29 protein-coding genes and 1 pseudogene are annotated in these 26,936 nt (G+C 39.8%); 18 read left to right on the forward strand and 12 right to left on the reverse strand.

Annotation, left to right across the window (positions count from 1 at the left end; all coding sequences use genetic code 11):
• Positions 1-119 precede the first annotated feature (119 nt).
• A complete protein-coding gene (locus ACZ5L8_RS15415) occupies positions 120-1,097 on the reverse strand; it encodes a LuxE/PaaK family acyltransferase (RefSeq protein WP_464438548.1) in 978 nt (325 codons plus the stop codon).
• A 163-nt stretch (positions 1,098-1,260) separates the two neighbouring features.
• On the opposite strand from ACZ5L8_RS15415, the gene ACZ5L8_RS15420 reads away from it, so the two are divergent.
• Both ACZ5L8_RS15420 and ACZ5L8_RS15425 read left to right on the forward strand, forming a co-directional pair.
• A complete protein-coding gene (locus tag ACZ5L8_RS15420; RefSeq protein WP_464438549.1) occupies positions 1,261-1,944 on the forward strand; it encodes a response regulator transcription factor in 684 nt (227 codons plus the stop codon).
• Positions 1,945-1,946: 2 nt separating this feature from the next.
• A complete protein-coding gene (locus ACZ5L8_RS15425) occupies positions 1,947-3,032 on the forward strand; it encodes a sensor histidine kinase (RefSeq protein ID WP_464438550.1) in 1,086 nt (361 codons plus the stop codon).
• Positions 3,033-3,125: 93 nt separating this feature from the next.
• Here ACZ5L8_RS15425 and ACZ5L8_RS15430 read toward each other — a convergent pair.
• A pseudogene (locus tag ACZ5L8_RS15430) lies at positions 3,126-4,040 on the reverse strand (glycosyltransferase); the annotation flags it as partial.
• A 180-nt stretch (positions 4,041-4,220) separates the two neighbouring features.
• Between ACZ5L8_RS15430 and trmB the strand changes: the two are divergent.
• The 6 genes from trmB (at position 4,221) to ACZ5L8_RS15460 (ending at position 8,523) form a co-directional block, all read left to right on the forward strand.
• Positions 4,221-4,895 (forward strand): tRNA (guanosine(46)-N7)-methyltransferase TrmB, encoded by a 675-nt coding sequence (gene trmB / locus ACZ5L8_RS15435; RefSeq protein WP_462599759.1) that lies wholly within the window; start codon positions 4,221-4,223, stop codon positions 4,893-4,895.
• A gap of 5 nt (positions 4,896-4,900) precedes the next feature.
• A complete protein-coding gene (locus ACZ5L8_RS15440) occupies positions 4,901-5,533 on the forward strand; it encodes a LysE family translocator (RefSeq protein ID WP_464438551.1) in 633 nt (210 codons plus the stop codon).
• Positions 5,523-5,873 (forward strand): MGMT family protein, encoded by a 351-nt coding sequence (locus ACZ5L8_RS15445; protein WP_464438552.1) that lies wholly within the window; start codon positions 5,523-5,525, stop codon positions 5,871-5,873. Before ACZ5L8_RS15440 ends, ACZ5L8_RS15445 begins: the two co-directional genes overlap by 11 nt.
• A 96-nt stretch (positions 5,874-5,969) precedes the next feature.
• Entirely contained in the window at positions 5,970-7,100 is a 1,131-nt protein-coding gene (locus ACZ5L8_RS15450; protein WP_464438553.1) for an Mrp/NBP35 family ATP-binding protein, read from the forward strand.
• 6 nt (positions 7,101-7,106) lie between these two features.
• Positions 7,107-7,349, forward strand: coding sequence for a NifU family protein (locus ACZ5L8_RS15455; RefSeq protein ID WP_462599755.1), 243 nt, complete (start codon positions 7,107-7,109; stop codon positions 7,347-7,349).
• Positions 7,350-7,470: 121 nt separating this feature from the next.
• Positions 7,471-8,523 (forward strand): NAD(P)/FAD-dependent oxidoreductase, encoded by a 1,053-nt coding sequence (locus ACZ5L8_RS15460; RefSeq protein ID WP_464438554.1) that lies wholly within the window; start codon positions 7,471-7,473, stop codon positions 8,521-8,523.
• Positions 8,524-8,528: 5 nt separating this feature from the next.
• Here the strand turns inward: ACZ5L8_RS15460 and ACZ5L8_RS15465 are convergent, their stop codons facing one another.
• Together ACZ5L8_RS15465 and ACZ5L8_RS15470 are read right to left on the reverse strand one after the other, a co-directional pair.
• Positions 8,529-8,945, reverse strand: coding sequence for a type II toxin-antitoxin system VapC family toxin (locus ACZ5L8_RS15465; protein WP_464438555.1), 417 nt, complete (start codon positions 8,943-8,945; stop codon positions 8,529-8,531).
• Positions 8,942-9,187 carry a DUF6364 family protein gene (locus tag ACZ5L8_RS15470; protein WP_464438556.1) on the reverse strand — a complete coding sequence of 82 codons (246 nt, stop codon included), beginning with the start codon at positions 9,185-9,187 and terminating at the stop codon, positions 8,942-8,944. The genes ACZ5L8_RS15465 and ACZ5L8_RS15470 overlap by 4 nt, the downstream gene beginning before the upstream one ends.
• Before the next feature lie 90 nt (positions 9,188-9,277).
• Between ACZ5L8_RS15470 and ACZ5L8_RS15475 the strand changes: the two genes are divergently transcribed.
• Genes ACZ5L8_RS15475 through ACZ5L8_RS15485 form a run of 3 tightly spaced genes read left to right on the forward strand, consistent with a single transcriptional unit; the run spans position 9,278 to position 11,140 of the window.
• Positions 9,278-10,186, forward strand: a complete 909-nt coding sequence (locus tag ACZ5L8_RS15475; RefSeq protein ID WP_464438557.1) for a hydroxypyruvate isomerase family protein — start codon at positions 9,278-9,280, stop codon at positions 10,184-10,186.
• Between the two features lie 12 nt (positions 10,187-10,198).
• Positions 10,199-10,780, forward strand: coding sequence for a hypothetical protein (locus ACZ5L8_RS15480; protein ID WP_464438558.1), 582 nt, complete (start codon positions 10,199-10,201; stop codon positions 10,778-10,780).
• 39 nt (positions 10,781-10,819) lie between these two features.
• Entirely contained in the window at positions 10,820-11,140 is a 321-nt protein-coding gene (locus ACZ5L8_RS15485) for a 2Fe-2S iron-sulfur cluster-binding protein (RefSeq protein WP_464438559.1), read from the forward strand.
• Here ACZ5L8_RS15485 and ACZ5L8_RS15490 read toward each other — a convergent pair.
• The 4 genes from ACZ5L8_RS15490 to ACZ5L8_RS15505 form a co-directional block, all read right to left on the reverse strand.
• A complete protein-coding gene (locus ACZ5L8_RS15490; RefSeq protein WP_464438560.1) occupies positions 11,137-11,883 on the reverse strand; it encodes an SGNH/GDSL hydrolase family protein in 747 nt (248 codons plus the stop codon). The two genes, ACZ5L8_RS15485 and ACZ5L8_RS15490, sit on opposite strands and share 4 nt — an antisense overlap.
• 96 nt (positions 11,884-11,979) lie before the next feature.
• A complete protein-coding gene (locus ACZ5L8_RS15495) occupies positions 11,980-12,756 on the reverse strand; it encodes a DUF3050 domain-containing protein (RefSeq protein WP_464440974.1) in 777 nt (258 codons plus the stop codon).
• A 143-nt stretch (positions 12,757-12,899) separates the two neighbouring features.
• Positions 12,900-14,078: an acyl-CoA dehydrogenase family protein gene (locus ACZ5L8_RS15500; protein ID WP_464438561.1), complete on the reverse strand. Its 1,179-nt coding sequence runs from the start codon at positions 14,076-14,078 to the stop codon at positions 12,900-12,902.
• A gap of 49 nt (positions 14,079-14,127) precedes the next feature.
• Positions 14,128-14,838, reverse strand: coding sequence for a tRNA1(Val) (adenine(37)-N6)-methyltransferase (locus ACZ5L8_RS15505; RefSeq protein WP_464438562.1), 711 nt, complete (start codon positions 14,836-14,838; stop codon positions 14,128-14,130).
• A 136-nt stretch (positions 14,839-14,974) separates the two neighbouring features.
• On the opposite strand from ACZ5L8_RS15505, the gene ACZ5L8_RS15510 reads away from it, so the two are divergent.
• From ACZ5L8_RS15510 to ACZ5L8_RS15530, 5 genes are read left to right on the forward strand one after another with little or no spacing between them, the layout of a single operon-like run.
• Positions 14,975-17,377, forward strand: coding sequence for a TonB-dependent siderophore receptor (locus ACZ5L8_RS15510; protein ID WP_464438563.1), 2,403 nt, complete (start codon positions 14,975-14,977; stop codon positions 17,375-17,377).
• Positions 17,378-17,435: 58 nt separating this feature from the next.
• A complete protein-coding gene (locus ACZ5L8_RS15515) occupies positions 17,436-18,152 on the forward strand; it encodes a DUF4198 domain-containing protein (protein ID WP_464438564.1) in 717 nt (238 codons plus the stop codon).
• Positions 18,153-18,500 carry a hypothetical protein gene (locus ACZ5L8_RS15520; RefSeq protein ID WP_464438565.1) on the forward strand — a complete coding sequence of 116 codons (348 nt, stop codon included), beginning with the start codon at positions 18,153-18,155 and terminating at the stop codon, positions 18,498-18,500.
• A complete protein-coding gene (locus ACZ5L8_RS15525) occupies positions 18,490-18,789 on the forward strand; it encodes a hypothetical protein (RefSeq protein WP_464438566.1) in 300 nt (99 codons plus the stop codon). The genes ACZ5L8_RS15520 and ACZ5L8_RS15525 overlap by 11 nt, the downstream gene beginning before the upstream one ends.
• Positions 18,786-20,327 (forward strand): PepSY-associated TM helix domain-containing protein, encoded by a 1,542-nt coding sequence (locus ACZ5L8_RS15530; protein WP_464438567.1) that lies wholly within the window; start codon positions 18,786-18,788, stop codon positions 20,325-20,327. The genes ACZ5L8_RS15525 and ACZ5L8_RS15530 overlap by 4 nt, the downstream gene beginning before the upstream one ends.
• Here the strand turns inward: ACZ5L8_RS15530 and rimM are convergent.
• Positions 20,319-20,846 (reverse strand): ribosome maturation factor RimM, encoded by a 528-nt coding sequence (gene rimM, locus ACZ5L8_RS15535; protein ID WP_464438568.1) that lies wholly within the window; start codon positions 20,844-20,846, stop codon positions 20,319-20,321. The two genes, ACZ5L8_RS15530 and rimM, sit on opposite strands and share 9 nt — an antisense overlap.
• A gap of 15 nt (positions 20,847-20,861) precedes the next feature.
• On the reverse strand, positions 20,862-21,392 hold the full coding sequence (locus tag ACZ5L8_RS15540; RefSeq protein WP_464438569.1) for a 30S ribosomal protein S16: 531 nt from the start codon (positions 21,390-21,392) through the stop codon (positions 20,862-20,864).
• 164 nt (positions 21,393-21,556) lie between these two features.
• Between ACZ5L8_RS15540 and ACZ5L8_RS15545 the strand changes: the two genes are divergently transcribed.
• On the forward strand, positions 21,557-22,390 hold the full coding sequence (locus ACZ5L8_RS15545) for a DUF6252 domain-containing protein (RefSeq protein ID WP_464438570.1): 834 nt from the start codon (positions 21,557-21,559) through the stop codon (positions 22,388-22,390).
• A gap of 125 nt (positions 22,391-22,515) precedes the next feature.
• Positions 22,516-22,812, forward strand: a complete 297-nt coding sequence (locus tag ACZ5L8_RS15550; RefSeq protein ID WP_464438571.1) for a thioredoxin family protein — start codon at positions 22,516-22,518, stop codon at positions 22,810-22,812.
• Here ACZ5L8_RS15550 and ACZ5L8_RS15555 read toward each other — a convergent pair.
• On the reverse strand, positions 22,809-23,459 hold the full coding sequence (locus ACZ5L8_RS15555; protein WP_464438572.1) for a polysaccharide deacetylase family protein: 651 nt from the start codon (positions 23,457-23,459) through the stop codon (positions 22,809-22,811). The genes ACZ5L8_RS15550 and ACZ5L8_RS15555 overlap by 4 nt on opposite strands.
• Position 23,460: 1 nt before the next feature.
• A complete protein-coding gene (locus ACZ5L8_RS15560; protein ID WP_464438573.1) occupies positions 23,461-26,769 on the reverse strand; it encodes a glycosyltransferase family 117 protein in 3,309 nt (1,102 codons plus the stop codon).
• Positions 26,770-26,936 lie beyond the last annotated feature (167 nt).

The raw sequence follows: 26,936 nt of genomic DNA on the forward strand, positions 1-26,936 counted from the left end.
GTGTAGTGCGCTGGGTATTCAACTTAACTAACCAACCAATTATGAACATTGTTCTTAGCAGAACACTTAAATAGTCGGATAGTTTACAGATTTCTTACATTTTTTGCTATAATATTTTCTTATAGTACCATAAGATTGCAACCTCTAATGTCCGCAGTATCAAACCTTCCCAAAACTTCAAAGTGGTTATTGCCTAGATTTCTACCCAGATCTTGAGTAGCGATAAACGGGCAAGAATACCAGTTTGCCAGATCGATCACATTAATGCCTCCTGTGCGGCCTTCTGCCACATAAGAAAGCGCATCTTCTGTGTCGCGCAGCATGATCTTCATCCATGGCGGCGTGGTAAAAATCCCATTGCCATTAGAATAGCCTTGAGACAACAATTCTGTCATGCCATATTCGCTATGAATTTGGCTTACGCCAAAACCCTTGCTCAAGATTTCATGCAATTCTTCACGGATCAATTCTTTGCGACGGCCTTTCATTCCGCCGGTTTCCATGATTATTGTGTTGTTAAGGTCAAAATCATAGGTCTCAACAAGATCGAGCAATGCAAATGAAACACCAATTAAAAGCACCTTTTGACCTTGTTGATCCAGTGTTTTTAATTTTTGCGCAAGCGCAGCAAGATCGTTAAGATAAAATCCGCTGTCTGGGTGTTTACTATCTTTTATAAGATGATCTACCATATAGATCAGCGAAGAACCTGTGCGCTCTAGATAAGCCGGCAATAACGCCAGAACGCAGTATTCTTGAGGTTTGCCATAAAAGAGATCAAAAGCGGCTTTAAAACTTTTCTCATAAAGGCTCAGGTCAGCGACGTGATGTTTGCTGGTGGTCATACCGGTGGTGCCACTACTTGTAAAAATAGTTTCGGCGGTGTGGCCGGCGGTGATTATTGTTTGCTCTTTAAAGAATTGTATAGGTAAGAACGGGATGTCTTTAATGTCTTTGACAACTTTTGGCGAAAGCCTTAAAAGCTCACAAAACTGCTTGTAAACAGCATTATTAGCATACTGATAATTGAATGCCTCGAGGATGCATTCTTTAAAGTCATTTGCGGTTTGTATGTCAAATATTTTGCGGGGATCCATGCGCTTCAAAGGTATTACAACGTTTGTTGATGAGCAATTACTTTGGCATGCGCTTAAAATTGATAATGATGTTCTAACTTTATAAAAACGTTATGCTTTTGCTAACTTTAACCTCGTCCCCAAGTTTATATTATTTTTACGCTTACATCAAATTATGGCAAACATGAAGAAAAAGGACATCAAAATTCTACTTGTAGATGATGAGCCGGATATCCTGGAGATCGTAGGTTACAACCTTTCTAATGAAGGTTACCAAGTGCTTACGGCGGAAAATGGTAAAGAAGGTGTGAAAATGGCAAAGAAGCACCAGCCACATCTTATTATCCTAGATGTGATGATGCCAGAAATGGATGGAATTGAAGCTTGTGAGCAAATCAGGAAAAATCCTGAAAATGAAAATACGATCATCGCTTTTCTTACCGCTAGAGGCGAAGATTACTCTCAGGTAGCTGGTTTTGACGCTGGCGCAGATGATTATATCACAAAACCTATTAAGCCAAAGGTTCTTGTAAGTAAAGTAAAAGCATTGCTAAGACGTCTTAAAGACGAGAGCGAGACTGATACTTCTGTGAAGATCGGTAATCTGGTTATCAATCGCGAAGAGTATAAGATCATTAAAGACAAGAAGGAGATCATCTTACCACGCAAGGAGTTTGAACTACTTTCTTTACTCGCATCAAAACCAGGAAAGGTTTTTAAAAGAGAAGATATCTTAGATAAAGTTTGGGGTAATGAAGTTGTTGTAGGTGGTAGAACAATAGACGTGCACATACGTAAGCTTCGCGAAAAAATAGGCGATAAGCGCTTTAAGACCATCAAAGGTGTGGGTTATAAATTTGTAGTATAAGTATGTCTGCCAGTTTTAAGAAGTCATATTCTTTTGCAGCATATTCTGCTTTATACATCACCTTGTTTCTTACGCTCATGTTGAGCGTTTTTTTATTGATCTCAGATATTTTTGAGTGGTGGCGGCCGGCGGGTTTTGCTGTTTTTAGTTACGTATTCTGCTTTTTTGTGCTTCAGTATCGCGTGGAGCGTTTTATCTACAAACGTGTTAAGAAGATCTACGATAATGTTTCATTGTTAGATAGCACGACTTTAAAGCGCGGGCAGATCACTACAGATATGAGTACGCTTACTAAAGAGGTAGAACGTTTTGCGGCAAGCAAAAAACTAGAGATTGAGTCATTAAAGATCAGAGAAGAATACCGTAAGGAATTTATGGGTAACGTATCTCATGAGTTAAAAACTCCTCTTTTTACAGTTCAAGGCTATATTCTCACTTTGCTAGACGGTGCGCATAAGGATAAAACCATAAGGAAAAAATACCTGCAACGAGCTGAAAAGGCTACAGAACGTCTTATTTACCTTGTGAGTGATCTTGATATGATCTCAAAACTTGAGGTGGGAGATCTTAATCTTAAGTACGAATATTTTGATATCGTGGCGCTGGTAAAGTCGGCTTTTGAGTTGCTTGAGATGAAGGCTGCAAAAAAGAACATCACGCTTACCTTTGATAGGGTTTATAGTAAGCCAATCTATGTTAACGCTGACCGCGAAAGGATTCAGCAGGCGTTAACGAATCTTATCGTAAACTCTTTAAAATATGGTAAGCCAGACGGTACGACAGAAGTAAGCATAGAAGATCTTATCCAGAATAAAGTTATTGTGCGCGTTACTGACAATGGTGAAGGTATTGCTTCAGAACATATTCCGCGTCTTTTTGAACGTTTCTACAGAGTTGATAAAAGCGGAAGCCGTCGTGAAGGTGGATCAGGACTTGGTCTCTCTATCGTCAAACATATTATTGAAGCTCATGACGAAAAGATTTATGTAGAAAGCGACTTTGGAGTGGGTTCTGAGTTCTCGTTTACCCTCGAAAAGGCTGAAGAGCTCCCGGAAGCTGACCTCAGTGAACCCGACCTTGTCAATTAAGGGTTTAAATCCTTTGTAAACCTTTGTGCTGCTAAGATCCTTTAGCTTAAAATTTTCCTGATTAGAAAATGGTATCCAACCCTTTTTCTTGAATCTTTTTGCAAGATATTCTTGTTCAGTTTGTCCAGGAGTAGGGATGAAGAATGCTTTTTTATTTAGCTTAGCGAGATCCATCACTGTGGTATAGCCGCTGCGGCATACCACAATATCACTGCTGTTTATGGCATTTTCAAGTTCGTCACTTTTCATGAAGTTCACGACCTTCATTTGTTTAATATGCTCAACTTTTTGCTCATCTTCTACAACACCTTTTACAAAAAGTACACTGCCGCCATATTTCTTCAACTCATATAGCAAGATCTCTTCTAGGTCGCTGCGCTGCGGTTCAGGACCGCTGAGTAAAACAAGAACATCATATTTTTTCTCGCAATCTGTTTTTGTTAATCTAGAGAGCGGCCCAAGATATTTTACAGGAATTGAGAACGAATCGGGATGGCCTAATTTTCCGCTTAGGTTGGGTTTGCCTTTATAATCTGGCACCCAGCATTCATCAAATCTTTTTATGTAACGCAAATGCAACGCTGAGGTAAGCTTTGTTGTCTTACCGCTTAAAACCTGTAATTGATGCGTGATAAAAACCGTTGGGATATTCTTATTGCTTAAACCTAGGCGATTATCAGAGATCACACCTTGCACAGCATTTTCGGCAACTAGCTTTTTAAGAAGTTTGTGTTCATCACGAATAGCTTTTGCAACCTTAGGACTGCGCAAAAGCATTTTCCACATAAACTTTTTGCCATCCTTAGCATACTCGATCTGGTAAGAAGGCAATTCAATAAAATTTGCGGTGGGAAATTCTCGTCTTAAAAGATTGAGAGCGGCGCCGTCGCTACCTATTAAAACATCAAAACCATCCTGAATAAGGGCATGAATTATAGGTATGCTACGGGTAGCATGACCTAAACCCCAGTTAAGAGGCGCCACTAGGATAGTTTTCTTCTCTTGCATGATACAAAGGTGCTGTTTCAACACGTACTAAAAGTTTCCTTAATTTTACTAAATCTTTAAAATTGACACGCTTCGGTAATGTCAAGGTTAAGTAAATCGTATTTTTTTACGCATTTTTGCAAAAATTTTGAAGCGACAAACCTTAATTCGCTGAAATTCAGATTAAAATAACACAAGCACTTGGGAAGTAAAAATAAACTTAAACGCTTTCGCGAAAACGAGACTTTTAGCAATGTCGTTCAACCATCTAGAGAAGAACTTACAGATGGAACTTTTTCATTTAAAGGTCGTTGGGCTCAGGATTTTTTTAAAAACGATAATCCACTTGTGCTCGAGTTAGGATGCGGTAAGGGTGAATACTCAGTAGCTTTGGCGCAAGCCAACCCTAACAAAAACTTCTTAGGAATAGACATCAAAGGAGCCCGTTTCTGGCGAGGAGCAAAAACCGGTATCGAGGAGAATATTGAGAACGTTGGGTTTATGCGCACACAGATCGAGTTGATTGATCTGGCTTTCGCCGAAAATGAAGTTAGCGAGATCTGGATCACCTTCCCAGATCCACAGATCAAGTATAAACGCACCAAGCACCGCATGACAAATATGGATTTTCTTGCGAAGTACAAGAAAGTCTTGAAAGATGATGGTGTGATGCATCTTAAGACAGATAGTGAGTTTATGCATGGCTATACATTGGGACTTTTGCACGGGCAAGGACACGAAGTGATTTATGCGCATCATGATGTTTATAAAAACGTGTACTCGCCAGAAGAAGTGATAGGTATACAAACATTTTATGAAAAACAGTATCTTGAGCAGGGTAAGCCTATTACATATATAAAGTTTAAGATTAAATAGCCTTTGTGGAGATAACTAAACTGTTTCTCATAGTATATTTTGCCGCTTTTCTAGGTGTGATTCCGCCAGGATTAGTAAACATGAGCGTGGCTAAAACCTGTTTGCATCAGGGCAAGCACAACGGTTTGCTAGTGGCGCTGGGAGCTTCTATCACAGTTGTTTTTCAGGCTTTGGTTGCGGTTTTATTGGCGCAATACATCTTCAGTCATCCGTTTGTGCGCAATATGCTTTTTAGAACCGGTATTGTGATCTTTGGGATTCTTGCGATCTACTTCTTTATTCAGGCAAAAAAAGAAAAAGTAAAAAAGGTAAAAGTGCCCAATCATCAAGGTTTAAAAAGCCTTGGTAAAGGTCTAGGAGTGGCATTGATCAATGTGTTGCCTATTCCGTTTTTTTGTGCGCTATCAGGAACTTTTAAGATAAGCAGTGAAGGCATTGCAAATGCTCCACTTGAGACGGTGGTTTTTGTGCTTGCTGCAGCTGGCGGAACATTTACTGCGCTGTACCTGTATGTTTTAGGCTTTGATAAAATTGATAAAAAGGCCAAAACATTTACAAAATACTCTAATTATTTTATGGCGGTGTTAATGCTCGTTCTTGTAGTGTTAACGCTTATACGCATGTATTATGCCGACTAAAAATACCGATAATTTTTTTGAAAGGGTTTACGCCGTCGCTCGTCAAATACCCTACGGCAGAGTGACAAGTTATGGTGCGATCGCAAAAGCCATTGGTGCTGCAAAAAGTGCGCGCATGGTGGGTTATGCGATGAACGGTGCTTCAACTATTGAAGATGTGCCCGCCCATCGCGTTGTAAATCGCAACGGAGTATTAACGGGGAAACACCATTTTCCGGGAACGAATTTGATGCAGCAGCTTCTAGAAAGTGAAGGCATCACAGTTCTTGAAGATCAAATTGAGGATTTTAAAACCTTGTTTTGGGACCCGGTCACTGAGCTAGGAATACAGGATATTTGAGAAGTTTTTTTGGCTTAAAGCCAAAAGGTGAAAAACTTTATTATTCTTGAATTTCACTGTATCTTTGTATTTTAGAATGAATCTAAGTAAGATATTTTGAAGATAGATAAAAAGGACGTACTTAAAGCGTTAGAAAAGATCACTGCGCCAGGTGAAGGAAAGAACCTTGTACAGAGCGGTGCTGTGAGTAATGTGATGGTTTTTGGCGATGAGGTTGTTGTGGATGTGACCATTAATAATCCTAGTTTACAGGCTAAGAAAAAAACTGAGGTTGAGATCTTAAAATGTATTCATCGTGAGGTGTATGAGAAGGCAAAGATCAAAGTCAATGTAAAAGTTGATGCGCCCGAAAAACCTACAAATGAGATCAAAGGAAAACCAATTCCTGGAATTCAAAATATCATCGCTGTAGCTTCTGGTAAAGGAGGTGTTGGTAAATCTACGATTACTGCAAACACTGCAGTGACTTTAGCAAAAATGGGCTTTAAAGTTGGCGTGCTTGATGCAGATATTTATGGTCCTTCTATCCCGTTGATGTTTGATGTGGAGTATGAGCGCCCTCTAGCTGTGCAAGTGGATGGTAAGCAAAAGATGAAACCGGTAGAGAATTACGGAGTAAAAGTACTTTCAATAGGATTTTTTACACGTCCTGATCAGGCGGTTATCTGGCGTGGTCCTATGGCGAGTAAAGCGCTTAATCAAATGATATTTGATGCAGATTGGGGAGAACTAGATTTCTTACTTATTGATCTTCCTCCAGGAACTGGTGATATTCATTTAAGTATCATGCAAGCAATGCCGGTAACAGGAGCGCTTGTGGTAAGTACTCCGCAAAACGTAGCTTTGGCTGATGCCAGAAAAGGAGTTGCGATGTTTCAGCAAGATAGCATCAACGTACCAGTTTTAGGTATTGTAGAGAATATGGCATACTTTACACCAGAAGAATTGCCAGATAATAAATATTATATTTTTGGTCAAAACGGAGCAAAGAATCTTGCAGAAGATCTTGGCGTGCCGCTTCTTGGCGAAGTGCCGTTAGTACAAGGTATTCGTGAAGCTGGCGATATAGGTCGCCCGGCGGCATTGCAAACCGCGACTCCGCTTGAAGAAGCATTTGAAGAAGTGACCAGAAATGCAGTAAGTGAGTTAGTAAAGCGCAACACCGCATTACCACCCACTGAAGCGATTAAAATTACAACAATGGCTGGCTGTAGTGCCGCAAAGTAATAGACCATGACAGAAGTTGAATTAAAACAAAAAGTACTTGACGCCCTAGATGAGATCCGTCCTTTTTTACAAAGCGACGGTGGTGATATCGCCTTGCTTGATATTGAGAACGGCGATACGGTAAAAGTACAGCTTGAAGGCGCTTGCGTTTCTTGCAGCGTTAACCAGATGACCTTAAAAAGTGGGGTGGAGATGACCATTAAAAAGCATGCTCCACAAATCACACAGGTGATCAACGTATTGAATTAATTTAAACGAATGCATTTTCTTGTCGCCGTCTCTGGAGGCAAGAATTGGCGTTTTCGTTTCTGGCGTATTCTTCGCCTTTGTTAAATTTTGGCTTAAAGCCAAAACATAACTTTTTCCATAGATGATCAAGACAGACATATTAATCATAGGAGCAGGTCCTACGGGGCTTTTTACGGTATTTGAAGCAGGATTATTAAAATTAAAATGTCACCTCATTGATGCTTTGCCACAGCCAGGAGGCCAGTGTGCAGAGATCTACCCAAAGAAACCCATCTATGACATCCCAGGATTTCCAGAGGTGTTAGCAGGAACTTTAGTAGACAATCTTATGGAACAGATCAAGCCGTTTGAACCAGGATTTACGCTGGGGGAACGGGCTGATACTATTGAGAAATTAGACGACGGTAGCTTTATCGTCACTACAAATAAAGGTACAAAACACCATGCGCCGGTGGTTGCCATCGCTGGTGGACTGGGGAGTTTTGAACCTCGCAAGCCGCCTATTCCTAACATTCGTGATTTTGAAGATAAAGGTGTGGCTTACATGATCAAAGACCCAGAAGTATATCGCAACAAGCGCGTTGTGATTGCTGGCGGTGGAGATTCAGCACTGGACTGGAGTATTTTCTTAGCAGATGTTGCGAGTCAGGTTACGTTGATTCACCGTCGCAATGAATTTCGTGGTGCGCTAGATAGCGTTGAGAAAGTAAAAGAACTTAAAGACCTTGGTAAGATCAATCTTGTGACTGCGGCAGAAGTTGTAGGCGTTGGCGGTGCTGATGAACTTGAGTTGATCACGGTTCAAAAAGGTGAGGAGACTTACAATATCGAGACTGATGCTTTTATTCCGTTATTTGGGCTTTCGCCAAAATTAGGTCCTATCGCAAACTGGGGACTTGAGATCGAGAAAAATGCGATCAAGGTTGATAATACACTAGACTATCAAACAAATGTTCCTGGAATCTACGCAATAGGTGATGTAAACACCTATCCCGGAAAATTGAAACTTATTCTTTGTGGCTTTCATGAAGCAACTTTGATGTGTCAAAGTGCTTACGCTAAAATTCATCCAGACAAACGTTATGTGATGAAATATACCACTGTGGGCGGGGTGACAGGTTTTGATGGTAGTAAGAAGGAAGCTCCTAAAGCTGTGGTTAAGGCGATAGATTAAATCTTTTATTGTAGTGTCTTTAAAAATTCATCTGCTGTTAAAACAGGAATGGCAGATGATTTAAAATCTTTTTGATTGCGAGTTATTATTATATCACAGCCAGTATCTATGGCGCTGTAATACTGTAAAGCGTCTTCAAAATCTGAAAAATCTGAGTTTAAAGCTTTCTCTACTGTTTGTTCATCAGATGTTGAGATTTTACATATTACTTTAAACTTCCGAAGTTTTTCAATGGATGTTTTAGGGTTTTCGTACTTGCGCAATATGTAGTCTGTTGTTGAAAATGACAAAGTAGAAACATATAAAACCAATTTCTGTTGTTCTGCAAGTGTTGCAATTTTTGCTATTCCATCAAAGAACGGTTCTCTTTTTCCTAATAAATCAAGGATGACATTTGTATCTAAAAAGAGTGTTTGCTTCATCGATGTTTCGTTTCAGCGTGTTTTAAATACTCTTCTTTTACATCAATATCAAGAGGCAAAGCATTTTTTACAGTCATACTTTGAATAAAAGGAGAAATCTCAAATTCATCTTTTTCCTTTTCTAGAATAGATTGTAAATAGTTCTCAATCATTTTGGATAGACTGATCTTTTTTGAGTTAGCATAGATTTTAGCCTTCTCGATTACCGCTTTGTCAAGTCTTAAAGTTAGTTTAGTATCCATGAGTTTATCTTGTACGTGTAAATATATTAAAAAATGACGTGCAAATAAATAGTCATTTTCGCTTAAATTCGTCTGTATAAGACAACAACCATGACCAAAAATTCTTCTCGTAGAAATGCATTAAAAAATATGGCTCTGGGCACAACAGGTGTTGCGCTTGGTATGACCGCGCTTTCCTGTAAAGATCCAAAGGGCAAAACTTTGGCAGAAGCCAAAGAGCCTGAAGATTACAAGCTAAAAGGCAACATCAATCACTCAGTGTGCTACTGGTGCTATAACTCTTTTACTATTGAGGATTTCTCCAAAGAAGTTGCCGCGCTAGGTATGCCAGCCATCGATTTGCTCACGCCAGCCGAATGGAAGGTAGCTGCAAAACATGGGGTAAAATGTGCTGTGGGAACTGAAACCTTTGCGGATATACAGAATGGTTTTAATGTAGTAGACAATCACAGCAGGTTGCAGCAGCAGTATGAAGGCCTTATCAAAGAAGCGGCTAAAGATGGTGTGCCTAATGTTATTGTGTTTTCGGGTAATCAACGAGAATTGAGTGATGAAAAAGGTTGGGAAAACTGTGTAAAAGGCCTTAAGCCACTTGCAGAAATTGCCGAGAGCGAAGGTGTTACCTTGATAATGGAGTTGCTAAACAGCAAGGTGGATCACAAAGATTATCAGAATGACCATACGCTTTGGGGCGTTGAGCTTTGCAAACGTTTAGGGAGTGACAGTTTTAAACTACTATATGACATCTACCACATGCAAATTATGGAAGGTGACGTGATCAGAACGATTAAAGAGCATCATCCTTACATCGCACATTATCATACAGGCGGAGTTCCCGGCCGTAACGAGATCAATACTTCCCAAGAGTTATATTATCCAGCGATTATGCAGGCTATTGTTGATACCGGATTTAAAGGTTACGTTGCTCAAGAGTTCATTCCTACCTATGATGATAAGATTGCTGCCTTAAAAGAAGGTGTGCAGATTTGTGATGTTTAAAACATTGCTGTTTTGAAATCCAAAAAGACATATCTCAAAGGTAAATCTCTTTTTATCGTGTCACTCTGTGTGATAATTACGACGGTGTTGACTGTGTATCTTACAGGTTTTAATTATCAGCGTACGGTAACAGATAACACTTACCTTTCACTTATTGTAATTGCTTTTGCACTATTTATTTTCATGGCTGTGGGGCTTTATCGCGGTGTGGGATTAATAGATGACTTCCCAAAAAGCATGAGTTTTAAGGTGAAGGAAATTATGCCAGATCATATGTCATCTCCAGAAATTGAAACAGGCCATGGGGTAGAAGGTTTTTTTGTCTCGCTTTTAATCTGGATAGGCGTTGCAATTCTCATGATCATAGCCTTATTACTTTTTGAAATGGTAATTTTTGCTTCGATTGCTTTTTTGCTCGCATCCCTGTATTGGGTGTTTTTTAGAGCTATGAAATTAGTTTTTGCTAAAGCATCAATAACAAAGGCAAATCTGCTTAGATCTACTGGCTATTCTCTTTTTTATACTGTTTTATTTGTGGGGTGGATATTTTTAATAGTATTTGCTACAGAACAGATTAAAATGGGGTTTAATTAAATAAGTAATATGTACTTTTGCCTACTAAGTTACTAGGATATGCAGGACATTACAATTACTGTTATAGATAGAGAAGGAGAAGCTCATGCGCTTGAGGCTCCTACAGATATGAACCTCAATCTTATGGAGGTTTTTAAAATGTATGAACTACCCGTTGAGGGAACCTGCGGTGGCATGGCAATGTGTGCTTCTTGCCAGTGCTATGTGCTAAGTGATCATAAACTCAATGAGATGAATTATGACGAAGAAGCAATGTTGTCTGAAGCTTTTTATGTAGAAGATAACAGTCGCTTGGGATGTCAAATTCCTATTACTCCAGATCTTAACGGACTTGAAGTTAAGCTAGCTCCAGAAAGTTAATCTTTGTTCAGTTTGGCTTGCGCCATAGGAAGCAATCTTTCAACAAATTCAGCATAAGCTTTTTCTGATGGATGCAATCCATCTTGAGCGACAAGGTTAGGCTCGTCAAGACCTCTTCTTGTGATGTCTGTGATGTTGAGGTAGGTTATTCCGGCATCTTCGGTAGTAGATTTCGCGAAAGCGTTATACGCATCGATCTCTTGTGAGATAAGTTGCGGATTACCATAATTCTGACCAAAAGGCGTAAACGCATAGTCAGGGATTGAAACTACGATCACTCTACTTTTATCACCACGAGCAAAGGTTTTGGCCTTGTCTAAAAGCTGCAAGAACTCCGTTTTATACTGATCTATCGGGATGCCTTGATATTGATTATTCACGCCTATTAAAAGCGTGACAAGCTCATATTGATTAGATGGATTTGCATTTTTTATAGCATACAATAGATCGTCTGTGCGCCATCCTGTGGCGGCGATGATATCAACGCTCAACTTTTTATCAGAAGTCTCGTTAAAACGGGTTGTAAGCTGAACAGGGAATCTGCAAGTAGCGCAAACACTCTGGCCAATGGTGTAACTATCTCCCAGCGCAAGATATTCAACATCTGCATCAGGATCTGGGTCAGCATCATTGACCTCAGCGTTTGTATTAGATTCGGTGATAATGGCGTCGTCGCTTTGGCAAGAAGCCAAATTCACGGTAAGTAAAAGCGATAAACAGAAGGTGTAAATCTGATTTTTCATACCTCTATTTACGAAGAAGGATTTACATCAGTTCTTTAAATACTGTTAATCTGCGGTAAGAAATGAAGTTGTTTTTGGCTGTAGCCAAAAGAAAAATTACGCAGGTATTTCTTCATTGATTTGCTGAAGGATGCCGTTCCAGAGTTCAATTCTGTACTGAAGCGCTCTTACAGCTGCCGTTTCTGCCTCTTCCCATTTTTTAGGATCGTCGCCACACAGTTCTTCGATCATTTTTAACGCCATCGGGCCGTGTTCATCACCATCAAGCTCAATGTGACGATCAAAGTAGTATTTAAAATGCGTTAGACCCTGATCTGGGAAGTTCTTCTGGATGTTCTCAATGATCTTAGTAAACATAGATGGAATAAGATCTTCTCTCCCAAAAGTAAACGCAGATGCGATCTTGTGCGCTTTACCTTCACTTATGGTGTTAAAGGTGAACTTCAAGAATTTCTTTACAGATCGTGGTATTTCGCTCACAGCGATGACTAAGAAAATATCAGTGCCGTGCGTGATGTGATCAAGAAATTTGTTGATCTTGCTGATGTCTGCACCGGCTTTTTCCATCGCTTCAATGTACATCTCATAATGGCTCATGTGGCGGCCATCAAGAGTTTCGTCTGTTTCTTCAGCAAGAACGATCTCATTGATAAGGTAGCGCACTTCTGGATTCCCCAATGGATACCAAGGCGTAGAAGTCTTTGTAAGCGTACTCTGTAAAGCTTTTAACAACGACATGAAATCCCATACCGCAAACACGTGATTTTCCATAAAAATATGGAGATCTTGTGGGGTTTTTAAAGATTTATAAAGTGGGTGTGAGAGTAGTTGTTCCTGATAGGGTAGGATAGCCTTTTTTACGTCATCCAGCATAACTTCCTTATTCAATTTGTGCAAAAGTATAAAATGGTTTTACTATACACTAGCACGCTGATGTATATTAAGATTGTTTTTCCTTATTTAACAATAAGCGTATCTTTTTTTGGCTGCAGCCAAAAAGCTTTTCACAGTATCAATTATTTAAATGCATTCTCGCCAGTGATGTCTAGACCGGTGATCAATAAATGAATATCGTGAGTTCCCTCGTATGTGATCACGCTTTCAAGATTCATCATGTGGCGCATGATGCTATACTCGCCTGTGATGCCCATTGCGCCTAAAATCTGTCTTGCTTCTCTGGCGATCTTCAATGCCATATCAACATTGTTGCGCTTTGCCATACTTATTTGTGCAGAGGTTGCTTTGCCTTCATCGCGCAAAGTTCCCAGACGCCACGCGAGCAATTGTGCTTTTGTGATCTCTGTAACCATCTCTGCAAGCTTTTTTTGTTGTAATTGAAAAGCGCCAATAGGTTTACCAAACTGCGTGCGCTCTTTTGCATAACGCAGTGCAGTGTCATAACAGTCCATCGCGGCACCAATGGCTCCCCAGGCGATACCATAACGCGCAGAGTCTAGACAGCCCAGTGGTGCGCCTAGCCCAGATTTTTCTGGCAATAGATTTTCTTTTGGGATCTTAACATCATTAAATATCAGTTCGCCAGTCGCACTTGCGCGCAACGACCATTTGTTATGCGTTTCTGGTGTAGAGAATCCTTCCATACCGCGTTCTAAGATAAGACCGTGAATTCTGCCTTCTTCATTTTTTGCCCACACCACAGCGATATCAGCAAATGGAGCGTTTGAGATCCACATTTTTGCCCCGTTTAAAAGATAATGATCGCCTTTATCTTTAAAGTTGGTAAGCATCCCTCCGGGATTAGAACCATGATCAGGCTCAGTAAGTCCAAAACAACCCATCATCTCGCCACTGGCAAGTTTTGGTAGGTATTTTTTCTTTTGTTCTTCGCTACCGTATTTAAAAATAGGATACATCACCAGTGAAGATTGCACAGAAGCTGTAGATCGCACACCGCTATCGCCGCGCTCTATTTCTTGCATGATCAGACCATAAGAGATCTGGTCTAATCCCGCGCCGCCATATTCTTCTGGAATGTAAGGGCCAAAGGCCCCAATATCTGCTAAGCCTTCTATGATTTGCTCTGGAAATTTTGCATCCTGAGCAGCTTGCTCAATAATGGGAGAAACCTCTTTTTTTACCCAATCTCTCGCTGCGTTGCGCACAAGTTTGTGCTCTTCAGAGAGAAGATCATCTATATTGTAATAATCTGGAGCTTCAAAAAGATCTGGTTTCATAACGGGGTTTTAATTTTGATGAAAATATAATTAATTACCCCGATTTTTATCACATCTTCAAATAAAAATCTTTTACAAGGTCTTTATATGCATTTGTGTATTCATGTCGCTCGATCTCGATGGTGAGTTTTTCCATCTTTGGCTGTGTTTGTCCGTAAGAGAATTCTATTAAAGATCGTTTAGGTTGAGATTTTGGGTTGCCTTTTACACGCAAGATCCTGTTAGGATGTAGATCTACCATACTGCAAAGTGAGATAAATTCTTCTTCACGCTTTCGCGGAAGCACAACACAAAAGGTCCCGAATGCGCTTAAGAGTTTGTCTACCGCACCCACGAGTAAGTCAAACGGCATGCTGTCTTCAAAGCGGGCTTGATTTCGCGCAAGCGAAGGTGATTTTGTATCCTCAGAAAAATACGGCGGATTGCAGACGATAAGATCATATTCTTCATCCATTTCTGCGGCAAATTCATACAAATGCGCATGATAACAAAAAAGACGATCGCCCCAAGACGATTGCTCAAAATTTTCGGTGGCTTGCTCATAAGCATCATCGTCTAGTTCTAGCGCGTCAATAGTCATTGCATCGCTGCGTTGCGCAAGCATAAGGGCGACCACACCCGTGCCGGTGCCAATGTCAAGAATAGATTCTGGATTATGCTTAAGACCAGCCCATGCACCAAGAAGAACTCCGTCTGTGCCAATTTTCATTGCGCAGCGGTCTTGATTAACCTCAAATTCTTTGAATTTAAATACACTCATGCGGCAAAAATACGAGTATAGTTAATTGATTTAGTACCCTATGTTTCTTTTTATTTAAAATAATTCTAAATATGCTTGTGTAGAATCATTCCAGATAATAGCTTTGCTACTCTATTTGTAATCAATCTAAATAAAAATGAACAGAATTATATTTTCTTTCCTGCTTCTTTTCGCAACAGCGATAATAAGCGCACAATCAGGAAAAATTACCGGAACCGTGCTAAACGAAAGCGGTGAAGCATTACCATCAGTAAACGTGATGCTTAAAGGTTTTGACAAAGGAACAACCTCAGATTTTAATGGAAATTTTGAAATCGATCAAGTTGCTAATGGTACGTATACTGTAGTTTTTTCATACGTAGGATATGCTAAAAAATCTGTTGAAGCGAGAGTTTCTGGTGCTGAGAGTTTGGGTAGAGTTACGCTAATCGCTAGTGAAGAGCAGTTGAGTGTCATCACGCTATCTGGACATAACGGAAATCGTTTTGCTCGTGAGCGCAGCGAAACGGTAGCAAAATTGCCTTTAAAGAAAATTGAAAATCCGCAGGTATACAACATTATCTCAGCAGAGTTGCTGCAAGATCAAGTGGTGACAAACTTTGATGACGCTTTAAAAAATAGTCCTGGTATTGATAAGCTTTGGGAATCTACTGGGCGTGGTGGCGACGGTGCTGGTTATTTCTCGTTAAGAGGTTTTGCGGTGCAGCCCAATCTTGTAAATGGTGTCGCTAGCTTAACAAATGGTAGTCCAGATCCTGCTAATATTGACAATATTGAGATCGTAAAAGGACCTTCAGGAACATTGTATGGTAGTACGTTAACTTCTTATGGAGGTTTGATCAATGTGAATACAAAGAGACCGTTTTATGGTTTTGGCGGTAATGTTTCCTACACAGTGGGAAGTTATGGTTTACATCGTGTAACTGCAGATGTGAATACACGTCTTAGCGAAACTGAAGATATCGCTATGCGAATCAATACCGCATATCACACGCAAAATAGCTATCAAGATGCCGGTTTTAGAAAATCATTTTTTGTGGCTCCTTCTTTGAGCTATCAGGTAAATGATAAACTTTCCTTTTTTGTGAATACTGAGATCTTTTCTGGCGAAAGCACAAACCAAACCATGCTTTTTGTAGATCGCGGTGCTCCTCTAAGAGTAACTAATCTAGACGAGTTGGGCTATGATAATAAAAGATCTTATACAGGCAATGATCTATCGATCAAAAATCCTAGTTTGAGCATTCAGGCCCAAATGAATTATAAGATCAGCGATAGTTGGACATCTCAAACTACATTCTCTAATTCTTCTTCTAAGTCTGATGGCTATTACAGCTACTTGTACGAGGGAACACAATACACTCCGGTTACCGAAGGGATCGTTTTAAATAGATACATCAGCAAGCAGAATTCTGAGAAGATCGGGACAAACTTGCAGCAAAATTTCATTGGAGATTTTCAATTGGGCGGACTTAGAAATCGTTTTGTAGGAGGTCTTGATTTTTATGCTACTCGAGTGATCAATAATAGTTCTGCTTATGTGGGTAACGGAGCGATTTACATAGGTGATGATCTTCAAGAATTTAATGAAGGTGTTTTAGGAATCACTGATCCTGCGGCTTACACAGATGATAGCGGTATTTTAACTCAACCGGGAACTGATGCTTTGATCGCTGGTTCTCCGCTTAATCCTTCAACAACAGAGCAAAGAATTTACAGCGCTTACGTATCTGATGTTATTAATCTTTTACCAGAGCTTAGCGCAATGGCTAGTTTGCGTGTAGATCATTTTGTAAATCCAGATGCAGATTTTGATCAGACTGCGCTTTCGCCAAAATTCGGTGTAGTCTATCAACCTATTCTTGATAAATGGTCATTCTTCGCAAATTATATGAATGGCTTTAGCAATGTTGCTCCAGTAGTTGATGGCGGCCAGACCTTTAACTTTGATCCTGAGCAGGCAAATCAATTTGAAGTAGGTTCTAAAATTAGCTTTAGCGACAAGATCAGTGCAACTGTGAGTTACTATGATATTAAAGTAACAAATACTGTGATCACTCTAGGACCGCAAGATTACACGCAAGGAGGAGAGCGCACAAGTAAAGGTATTGAAGCAAGCATTACTGCAAATCCTATTACAGGCTTAAATATCATCGCGGGTTTTAGCCATAATGATAGCGAACTGACTTCTGCGGCGCCTACAGATCCTTTTGCAGGAAGACGTCCTGAAAGTGCAGGTCCAGAAAATCTAGCGAATTTATGGGCGAGCTACCGCTTTAATGAAGGAGCGCTTAGAGGTTTCGGTCTTGGTTTTGGTGGTAACTACGCCAGCGAGAATAAGATATTTAATCGCGAGAACGGGACTTTCACACTGCCGTCTTACACGGTGTTAAACGCTTCAGCTTTTTATGGTTTTGAGGACTTCAGAATCACCTTAAAGCTAGACAATATCGCGAATAAGGAATATTACAAAGGTTGGTCAACCATAAGTCCTCAGCAGTTGAGAATGCTTTCGGCGAATGTGGTTTATAAATTTTAATTGTTAATTAAGCCAAAGGTCTTTCGGTAAAACGGGAGACCTTTTTAAGTTTTAGATCATGAAAAAAATAATCTTAGCGCTTACATTTTTACTTGTATGCCTTTCGGCGAAAGCCCACTATCTATGGCTTGAAGTTCCCGCTTCCGCGAAAGCGAATCAGCCTCAAGAGATCAAAGTTTTTATGGGTGAGTACACCTATGGAGTGATCGAGGAAGTTGCTGGCGAAGCGTTTCAAGGGGTGAAGAAATTTAAACTTTGGGTGGTGAGTCCGTCTGGAGAAAAAACTCAATTAACGGCATCTCCCAAAGCAGATCATTATCTCGCGACATTCACTCCAGAAGAGGACGGCTCATATACCTTTTTCCTCAATAATAACGAGATCGATGTGATAGATTATACACAGTATGATTTTGGGATTTTCAAAACGCATTATCATGCCGTAGCGCAAATGAATGTAGGCGACAAGGCAGGAGAAACGAGCATTCATAATCCAGAAGGGATCACTGTAAAATCACTTTCCGCGGAAGCGAATAAAATAAAATTACAGGTTTTTTACAAAGGCAAGCCACTCGCAAATCACGAGACAAAAACATACATCAAAGATCAGTGGGCAAAAGAATTATGGACAAACGAAGAAGGAATTATCGAAACCACTTTGCCTTGGTCTGATGAGAAATACATTGTTGAAATAACAAAAAAAGAAGAGGTGCCAGGTTCTTATAATGGTGAAGATTATGAATTTATCTGGCATTGTGTAACCTTCACAAAACCCTAGATGATCGCAATAAGTTGTTTGCTGTTTTTCGTGGGATTTCATGTCCTTTACAACACGTCTAGGCGTGCCAAGCTCAACCCTCCATTTTTATATGAAGGGTGGGCAAGGCACAATGTGGCTGCAGCCAAATTATCAGGACTTCTGCTCCTGATTTTTGCGTTTATCACAATGTGTGTAGCACAAGGTTTGGGCGCAGGTATATTCTTTGGTATTGTGGCTTTAATGACCGCTGGTAGCCTAGTTGTTTTACTAGTTCCTTTAGGAAGAATGTATCTGGGGATTGTTACAGGTATTTGTGTTTTTATTCTTTTACTCGAACTATTAACAGCTTACATCTATGCCAGCTAACAAAAAATATCTTGAAGCTTCAGCCTGGCAGCGATTCTTAAAAATATCTGCCGGAATTCTAGGAGGTTATTTTGTGTCTACAACTTTGCATATGGCACTGGCTTTCCTGCTTCCTCACAAAGAAGTTTTGATCACGATAACTTATACCGGTTTTATGCTTTGGGTTGCGCTAATGATCCTTGCATTTTTAGCAAAAAGCGGCTACAAGATCTGGGGCATTTACTTAGGGCTGATCTTAGTTTTTTCGGTTGTGATCTATTTTGGTAAACAAATCAATCCCATCTTATGAATAAAAGGGTTTATAACATCATGTTTCATACCCATACCGTAAGTGGGATCGTGATCTGTGTTGCGTTGTATGTGATATTTTTTGCAGGATCTTTTGCCTTTTTTAGAGATGAGATCACAAACTGGGAGCGCAATGAAGCAAACGCTCCACGCCAAGGTATGGAGCTTAATATTGATGCAGCTTTAGATAGCCTTTCGGCGAAATATAATCTGTACGGTCGGGACATAACCATCCAAAAACATTATGACGAGCGTCGTGTGAGTGTGACGCTTACAAATACTAAAGACACTACGCTTACAGATGCTAAACCTGGAGCATTTTTTTACCTCGACCCAGAAACTTCTAAAACAACAACCTATCCTGAGTCTTATGGCTTAGGCGAATTTATCTACAGACTGCATTTTTTTGCCCAGATCTACTATCCTGTAGGCTATTATTTGTCAGGTTTTGTGGCGCTGTTTTTCCTGTTTACGATCATTACCGGAGTCATAATTCATTGGGATAAGATAAAATCTAACTTTTACGTATTTAGGCCAAAGGCAAAGCTCAAAACACTCTGGACAGATGCGCACACGGCGCTTGGTGTAATTGGGTTGCCATTTCAATTTGTGTATGCGGTTACTGGCGCATTTTTTATGTTAAAGGTTCTAGCAGTAGCGCCTAGTGTTTTTGTGCTATATGATGGTGATCAAGCAAAAATGTACGAAGAGCTTGAGTATGCAGAGCCTGTGAAAGAGTTTAAGAGCCAAAAGCTAACTGCAATTCCTGATGTTTCACGACTTTTCAAAGAGGCGAATGATCGCTGGGAAGATTTTCAAGTGACAAAGGTTTTCATCACAAATTATGGAGATGCTGGCATGCACGTAACTTTAGAAGGTGCTCAGCAATACGCGCAACGCATTACTAGTCCGGGTAAGATCGTTTATTCCGCTTTAAGCGAAAAAACTACTGTTCTTAAAGACCTAGATAAGCATATTTCATACCTAGACGGAGTGAAGAATATTCTGTTCCGTTTGCATTATGGTGATTACGGCGGCTATGCTTTAAAAGCAGTTTCTTTCTTACTTGGGATTATTTCTTGTGTGGTTATACTTTCAGGTGTTTTGATCTGGCTTACGGCTCGTGATAAGAAGAATCTTCCCGAAAAAAAACGAAGGTTCAACAATTGTGTTGCGTATATCTTTTTGGCTTTAAGCCTAAGTATGTACCCCGTTACCGCAGCAAATTTTATTGCGGTTAAATTGGGGTATTCTGGGATGGATTTTCTATATCCATTTTACTTTATTACTTGGCTTGTGCTAACGGTTTTCTTTGCCGTGAAAAAGAACAATGCATTTACGAATAGAGCGTGTTTGTTTTTAGGAAGTATTCTGGGCCTTGCGATCCCATTTGTAAATGGTTTTGTGACCGGTAATTGGTTTTGGAAGACATTTACACCAGCCACGATGGACTTTTTTGTGGTTGATATATTTTGGTTAATTGTGGGTAGTGTGACACTATGGGTGGTGTTTAGGCTTTCGCCAAAAGGACTATCCTAAATAAATATCTATAAGTCCGGCAGGCGTGTCTAGAAGGATTTGCTTATTTGCTTTATCTACTTTCTGGATAAAATCGTCATTCATAGGAATAAGGATTTCCTTATCGCCTTTTACGATCTCAAATAAAGCTTGAGCGGTATTATCGTTGATGTTTTTGATAACTCCTATCTCGCCATAGTTTACATCAACGGCGGTGAAGCCTATAATTTCGTGGAAGTAAAACTGGTCATCCTCCAGTTCTGGGAGCATGCTAAGTGGGAGATAAAGTTCTGCGCCGATGAGGTCATCTGCATCTTCTTCATTTTCTACTTCTTCAAACTGTATGCGAAGCAACTCTGATTTATGAAGAAAGGCATGCTCAATAAAAAATGGAACCAGATTGCCGTTAAAATCGACAAGCACTGATTCCATTTCTTCATACATTTCGGGTTCATCTGTGTCTAGCTTAGCTAGCAACTCGCCCTTAAAGCTAAATTTTCTCACGATTTTGCCTAGATAGAAACAATCTTCTTTACGCATCGCGAGTTTTTTAGCTTATTCTTCTGTTTTCTCCTCTTCAGCAGGAGCTTCTGCAGCTGGCTCTTCAGTAGCCTCAGCTTCTTCAGCAGGAGCTTCTTCTGGTTGAGCAGCAGCGATACGCGCTTCATTTACTTTCTTCTCTGCTTCAAGAGCATCAGCTTTAGCTTTCTCATCAGCTTTAGCTAGATCTTCTTTCTTAGAAGAAACTTTACCTTCTTTCTCTTCTAACCAAGCGTTGAATTTCTCCTCAACTTGCTCTTCAGTAAGGGCACCTTTACGTACACCACCTATAAGGTGATTTTTAAGTAGAGCACCTTTGTAAGAAAGTAGTCTCTTAGCAGTTTCAGTAGGTTGAGCACCATTCTGTAACCATTGTACTGATGCATCAACATCAAGCTCAATAGTTGCAGGGTTTGTGTTAGGGTTATAAACACCTAACTTCTCAAGAAATCTACCATCTCTTTTTGCGCGGCTATCAGCAGCCACAACCCAGTAAAAAGGTTTTCCTTTCTTACCGTGTCTCTGTAATCTAATTTTAACTGGCATAAAAATTAATTTTTGGGGAACCCGTCCCCGATTATAATTTATTGCAGATGCCTTAATCATTTAAGGCATCTTTTAATAAGCGTGCAAAGATAATATAATTTTCTGGCTCTCAACTCGTTTTTATATATAGAAATTTTACTTTTGGGTGCTTCTAGATATTTACTATGAGAATTATATTGATTTCCTTATTAATAGCGGTTGTTTTAACGGGTTGCTCAGATGATATTCCTGTGAATTCTGCTGTGATACAAGGAACAAAAGACACAATTTTCTGGAAGGCATCTGCAGGTAGAGCAGCAGTTCAAGATAATGGTACGGTAAAATTTACCGGTTTTAAAGGTGATGATAGATTAGAACTTACTATTAGTCAAAATTCATTAGGTACTTTCTCTTTAGGTCCAGATGAGTTTAATCTTGCTGAATATTTTGAGAATGACGTTAAAACATTTTCAAGTCTTAATGATGGGGCAGGAGAAATAGTCATCGACGAGATCAAAGACGATAATTATTACGGAAGCTTCAGGTTTAAAGCAGGAAACCTTCAAGATAGTACAGAACTAGTTTTTACAAAAGGTGTTTTGTATGAAGTGCCTATTTATGAGCAGGCGATAGATACCACGCAGCCTCAGCCAGTGGTAGTTTCAGATTTTGCTTGTAAGATCAATGGGACGAATTTTCAAGTGCAAGCCTCTTCTTCAGATCTTGTGGGGTCTAATGTGAGCGGTTATGGTAGCACGAGAACGGTAATTGTGCGCATTGCTTTTCCGCGTAGTATTGAGCCGGGAACTTACGAGCTTAGTGATATTAAGACTTCTGATCCTTACAGAGCCGGTTACACGCCTAATGGTATAGAAACTATAGTGCAGTCAGGAACGCTAGTGATCGAGTCGAATAATATTCAGGAACGCTCCGTGGGTGGAACTTTCAATTTTATTGCAGCTGGTGGTAGCGGTACGCAAGTAAGTATCAGCGATGGTAAATTTGGGTTCAATTACTAGAGATTTCTTTTCGCTGCAGCGAAATAAACCCTAAAGCGATACTTCAACAAAAGCTAACAATCCCTTAAAATTTTGGTTTTTAAAACGGGGAACATTACATTTAGCTGAACTTTAGGCAGATTTTTATGTCAAAATTTGGAGCATTGATAGATCAGGAAATTCCTGTTCTATTGGATTTTTATACAGAGATGAGTCAGCAGACCAGAGCGATGAACGCGACTTTGCGTGATGTTGCCGTGGCGCTAGGCGATAGAGCTAAGGTTATAAAAATAGATATTGATAAAAATCAAGAGCTCGCCGAAGCGCTAAGAATTAAAAGTGCTCCTACACTTATGATCTACAAAAATGGAGAGATGAAATGGCGCCAAAGCGGTGTTCAGGATGTAAACTCTATTATAAGTGCGATCGAAGCGCATATTTAAAGCGCTTCAAAAGTATAACCCTCTTTAGAAAATTTATCGAGCACTCTGGGCAGTGCGTACTTCATGTTTTTCTCAGCTTTGAGGCTGTCATGAAAAACAATGATACTTCCGCTTTTTGCATTTTTTAAAACCTTATTAAGGCATTGTTCTGGCGTGATCTTTTGCTCCCAGTCGTAAGCCACAATATCATACATGATGATTTTGTAACCTTGATTCATCAGTGTTTTTGCCTGTGCTTTTTTTATTTTGCCATAAGGCGGTCTAATAAGTTTGTGAATAGGATTGCGGCAGACTTCTGTAAGGATTTCTTCCGCTTTAAGTGTATTTGAAATGTACTTTTCTAGCGGAGTTTTCCAGCCGTTAAGATGATTAAAAGTGTGATTTGCGATCGTGTGACCGTCACGTTCAGCCATTCTTAAAACATCAGGATGCTTGCGCACATTATCGCCTATGCAGAAAAAGGTAGCTTTGGCTTTATAACTTCTCAGCGTTTCAACAACCCAAGGCGTAACCTCAGGAATTGGCCCGTCGTCAAATGTTAGAAATAGCTGCTTTTTGTTTTGGCTTTCGCCAAATTTATCCCACACGTATTTATTGAAGTACCACTTTATAATTCGTGGTACTTTTGCAGGAAGCGGCAAAGCCATATTACTGCGCTAAAGAATCTAAGACCTCTTGAGGAACAGAATCGTTAATGTCAAAACCTACTTCTGGATCTCCTGATGGCATAGCCTCAGGATCAGTTGGCATTTCTTCCTCTGGTCCACCAAAATTGAATTTTCTAAGATACTCGTTAAACTCTCTTGACTTCTCTGGGAAGCGCTCAGTGTCTTCATTATAGATCAATAAGTCAACAAGACTTCTGTATCGTTCAATATCTGTGATGATCTCTTCAATGTAGTTTTGCTGTCTTTCATAAGAAACCTGGCTCCAGTAATCTAATTTTTCATGATAGACTTGAGCAAGTTCATCCCAAATCTCGCGAGCTTTTTCGGTTTCGCCTATTTGATAATAACCGCTTACATAAGGTTCTACTAAGGTGTAGTACTCAAACTTGTCAACCGGCATTTTTTCCATTGCGAGATCAAGTATGTTCTTAGCTCTTGCATTATCTCCTTCTTCAATTAATTTTTCAATTAATCGGGCTAGATTTCCACGGTAAGTGATACCATTTCTGCGCGTTTCTGTATCGTGATAAATATTAGGATCACCGCTATTACCCCAATACCAGTTTGTCGCAATATCATAAAATTTATCGCTATCTATTCTACCCATATCGTACGGCGCTTTTGGGTCAATAGGCGTCTTGATAGGAACTAACTTGTAGCACACACCATCCAGCTGTAAGTAATCTTTCATCCAGATGTAATCGTCATCGCCAAAGCTTCCGCCTGTGAAATAAATAGGTCTATCCCAGTTGTTGTTTGCAATGATGTCTAACATAAGAATGCGATTCTTATAAAGGATATTAGAATCTATCTGCAAGTAAACTGTGTCTACAATACTCTCTTTGTCATAAGGCGCAACAATTCCGTTGCTCAACACTTTTTGTTTATCTACAGGTATGCTAATACTTTGAGTAGGGAAGGTGTGAACACTAGATCCTCCTTGTGTTTCTGCCATGGTTTTAGGGTTGTCACTTGCTACCCAGTTCATCCATGTTTTTATATCTAAGGTGTCACCTTTTAAAATATCATCATACCAGATAGCATCACGTGTGCCGGTATTGTATTTAGCATGCGTTAATTGACCAGGAATTGGGTCGCTTTCGTATGCCTTTTTCTTCATGTCGTCAATGTACCAAGCTGTCTGAAAAAGACTGGTGTTCACGATACGTACATCACGACGATATCCTTCAATTTCCTGAGCATACCAAAGTGCAAATGTGTCGTTGTCACCAATTGTGAATAGAATAGCGTTCTCATCACAACTGTCTAGATACATTTTGGCCATAGCCAAAGCAGTCTTACGCCCAGAGCGATCGTGATCATCCCAGTTTTGTGATGCCAATAGAACTGGACCAGCAAGCATGCAAGCAAGCGTTACTACTGGTACGAGTATTTTTGCGTTAAGCTTAGTTCTGAGCATGTCATAAATCGCATACGCTCCGAAGCCTATCCACATCGCAAAGACATAGAAAGATCCTACTAGAGCATAATCTCTTTCACGAGGTTCAAACGGGCGCTCGTTAAGATAGATCTTAAGCGCAATACCGGTAAAAAGGAAGAATACAAGCAAAACCCAGAAGTTCTTCTTGTCTTTGCTAGCTTGAAAAACCAAGCCAAGTAATCCCAAAATAAGCGGCAGGAAAAAGTATGTATTTCTCGCTTTATTGTCTAGAACATCGCTAGGAAGATTTTCTTGAGGTCCCAGTCTTGCTTCATCAATAGGTTTGATACCGCTAAGCCAGTTACCGTGTAAGTCGTCATATTTACCTTGGATGTCGTCTTGCCTTCCGGCGAAATTCCACATGAAGTAACGCCAAAACATATATCCCATCTGGAACTGGAAGAGATAACGCATGTTGTCACCAAAGGTGGGTTTCTCAACATTTACATAGTCTCTAATTCGCATTAAGAAAGCGTTATAACCTTCGTAGTCTATTTGGCCATTAGCCGCATCTGTTTTAAACTGCGCAACTGCTTGCTGCAGATTAGGATCTGATGCATACTCAGGCTTTATGGTAAACTTTAACGGACCCGTAAATCGCATATAATTTGCGATATGGTCTGTGCTCCACATACGTGGAAGAAAAGCTTTGTTCTTGCCGTCGTAATTAGGGATAGAATTTTTGTAATCGTTGATGATCACATATTTTCCTGTTTCTTCGTCTTTTTCGTAGTTAGGCTTATCGTCTTTATACGGTTCTACAGGGTCTAACTCTGTAGTGTACATTTCTGTAAACTGTGGCCCGTAAAAAAGATGTGTTTCTTGATACTGCTCACGATTGTAATACGCGAGAAGTTCTCTAGCGTTGTTAGGGTTGTTCTCGTTGATCGTTGTTCCTGCGTTTGCACGAATAGGCAACATCATCCAGCTACTAAAACCCACGAGAATAAATAGAACACAAAGAAGTAATGTGTTTAATTGATAGTACTCTTTTTTCTTAGTGTATTTAATAAGGTAATAGAAAAGCCCAATGAAAAGCAGTCCTGCTATTATAGTTCCGCTATTAAACGGTAGTCCCACAGAGTTCACGAAGAAAACCTCTGCATAGCCAAAGAAACTAAGGGTATAAGGAAGTAATAATTTAAATATGAACATTAAGATAGCAACAACAACTATGGTTGCGACGATAAAGTTCTTTGCGGTGATCTTTTTAGTATTCTTAAAGAAATAAAGGTATCCTATAGCTGGGATAGTCAATAATCCCATAAAGTGAACCCCAAAGGAAAGACCAATAATAAAACAGATAAGTATAAGCCAGCGGTTACCTCTGGGTTTAAACATATCTCTTTCCCATAATAATGCGAGATAGAACATCACAGCAAGAATAAAGGTCGCCATTGCATAAACCTCAGCTTCTACTGCGTTGAACCAAAAGCTATCTGTAAAGATAAACGCCGTAGAACCTACAAAAGCAGAACCTAGCAAAGCCCATTTGTTACTACTAGTAAGTTCTTCATTAGATCTTTTAATGAGTTTTCTCAATAATAAAGTAAGTGACCAGAACATAAACATCACTGTAAATGCTGAAGCTAGGCAGGACATGAAATTTACAGCAAGTGCTACATGTGTTGCGTCTGGAGCAAAGATCGAGAAAAACGCCCCGAGCATTTGATAGAGTGGTGCGCCCGGTGGGTGGCCGATCTCTAATTTTGAAGAGGTAGAAATATATTCACCTGCATCCCAAAAGCTAGCAGTAGGTTCTACCGTTAAAGCATACGTTATGATTGCGATGGTAAAAACTACCCATCCTAATATTTTGTTGTACTTCGAGAAGTTGAAGTCTCTCATATGGCCACTATTGATTGCAGGCGAATTTACTAATTAATACCGTAAACTTTCTAGTTTTACAAAAAACGCCCGCAAGAATGGGATATTATCCTTTCTTGTAATTTTTGTAAAAAATTATTTGTGCAAGAAAAACTTTGTTTTAAATTTGCACCCGCATTTGCAAGAGA

This window comes from Leeuwenhoekiella obamensis (assembly GCF_055391795.1).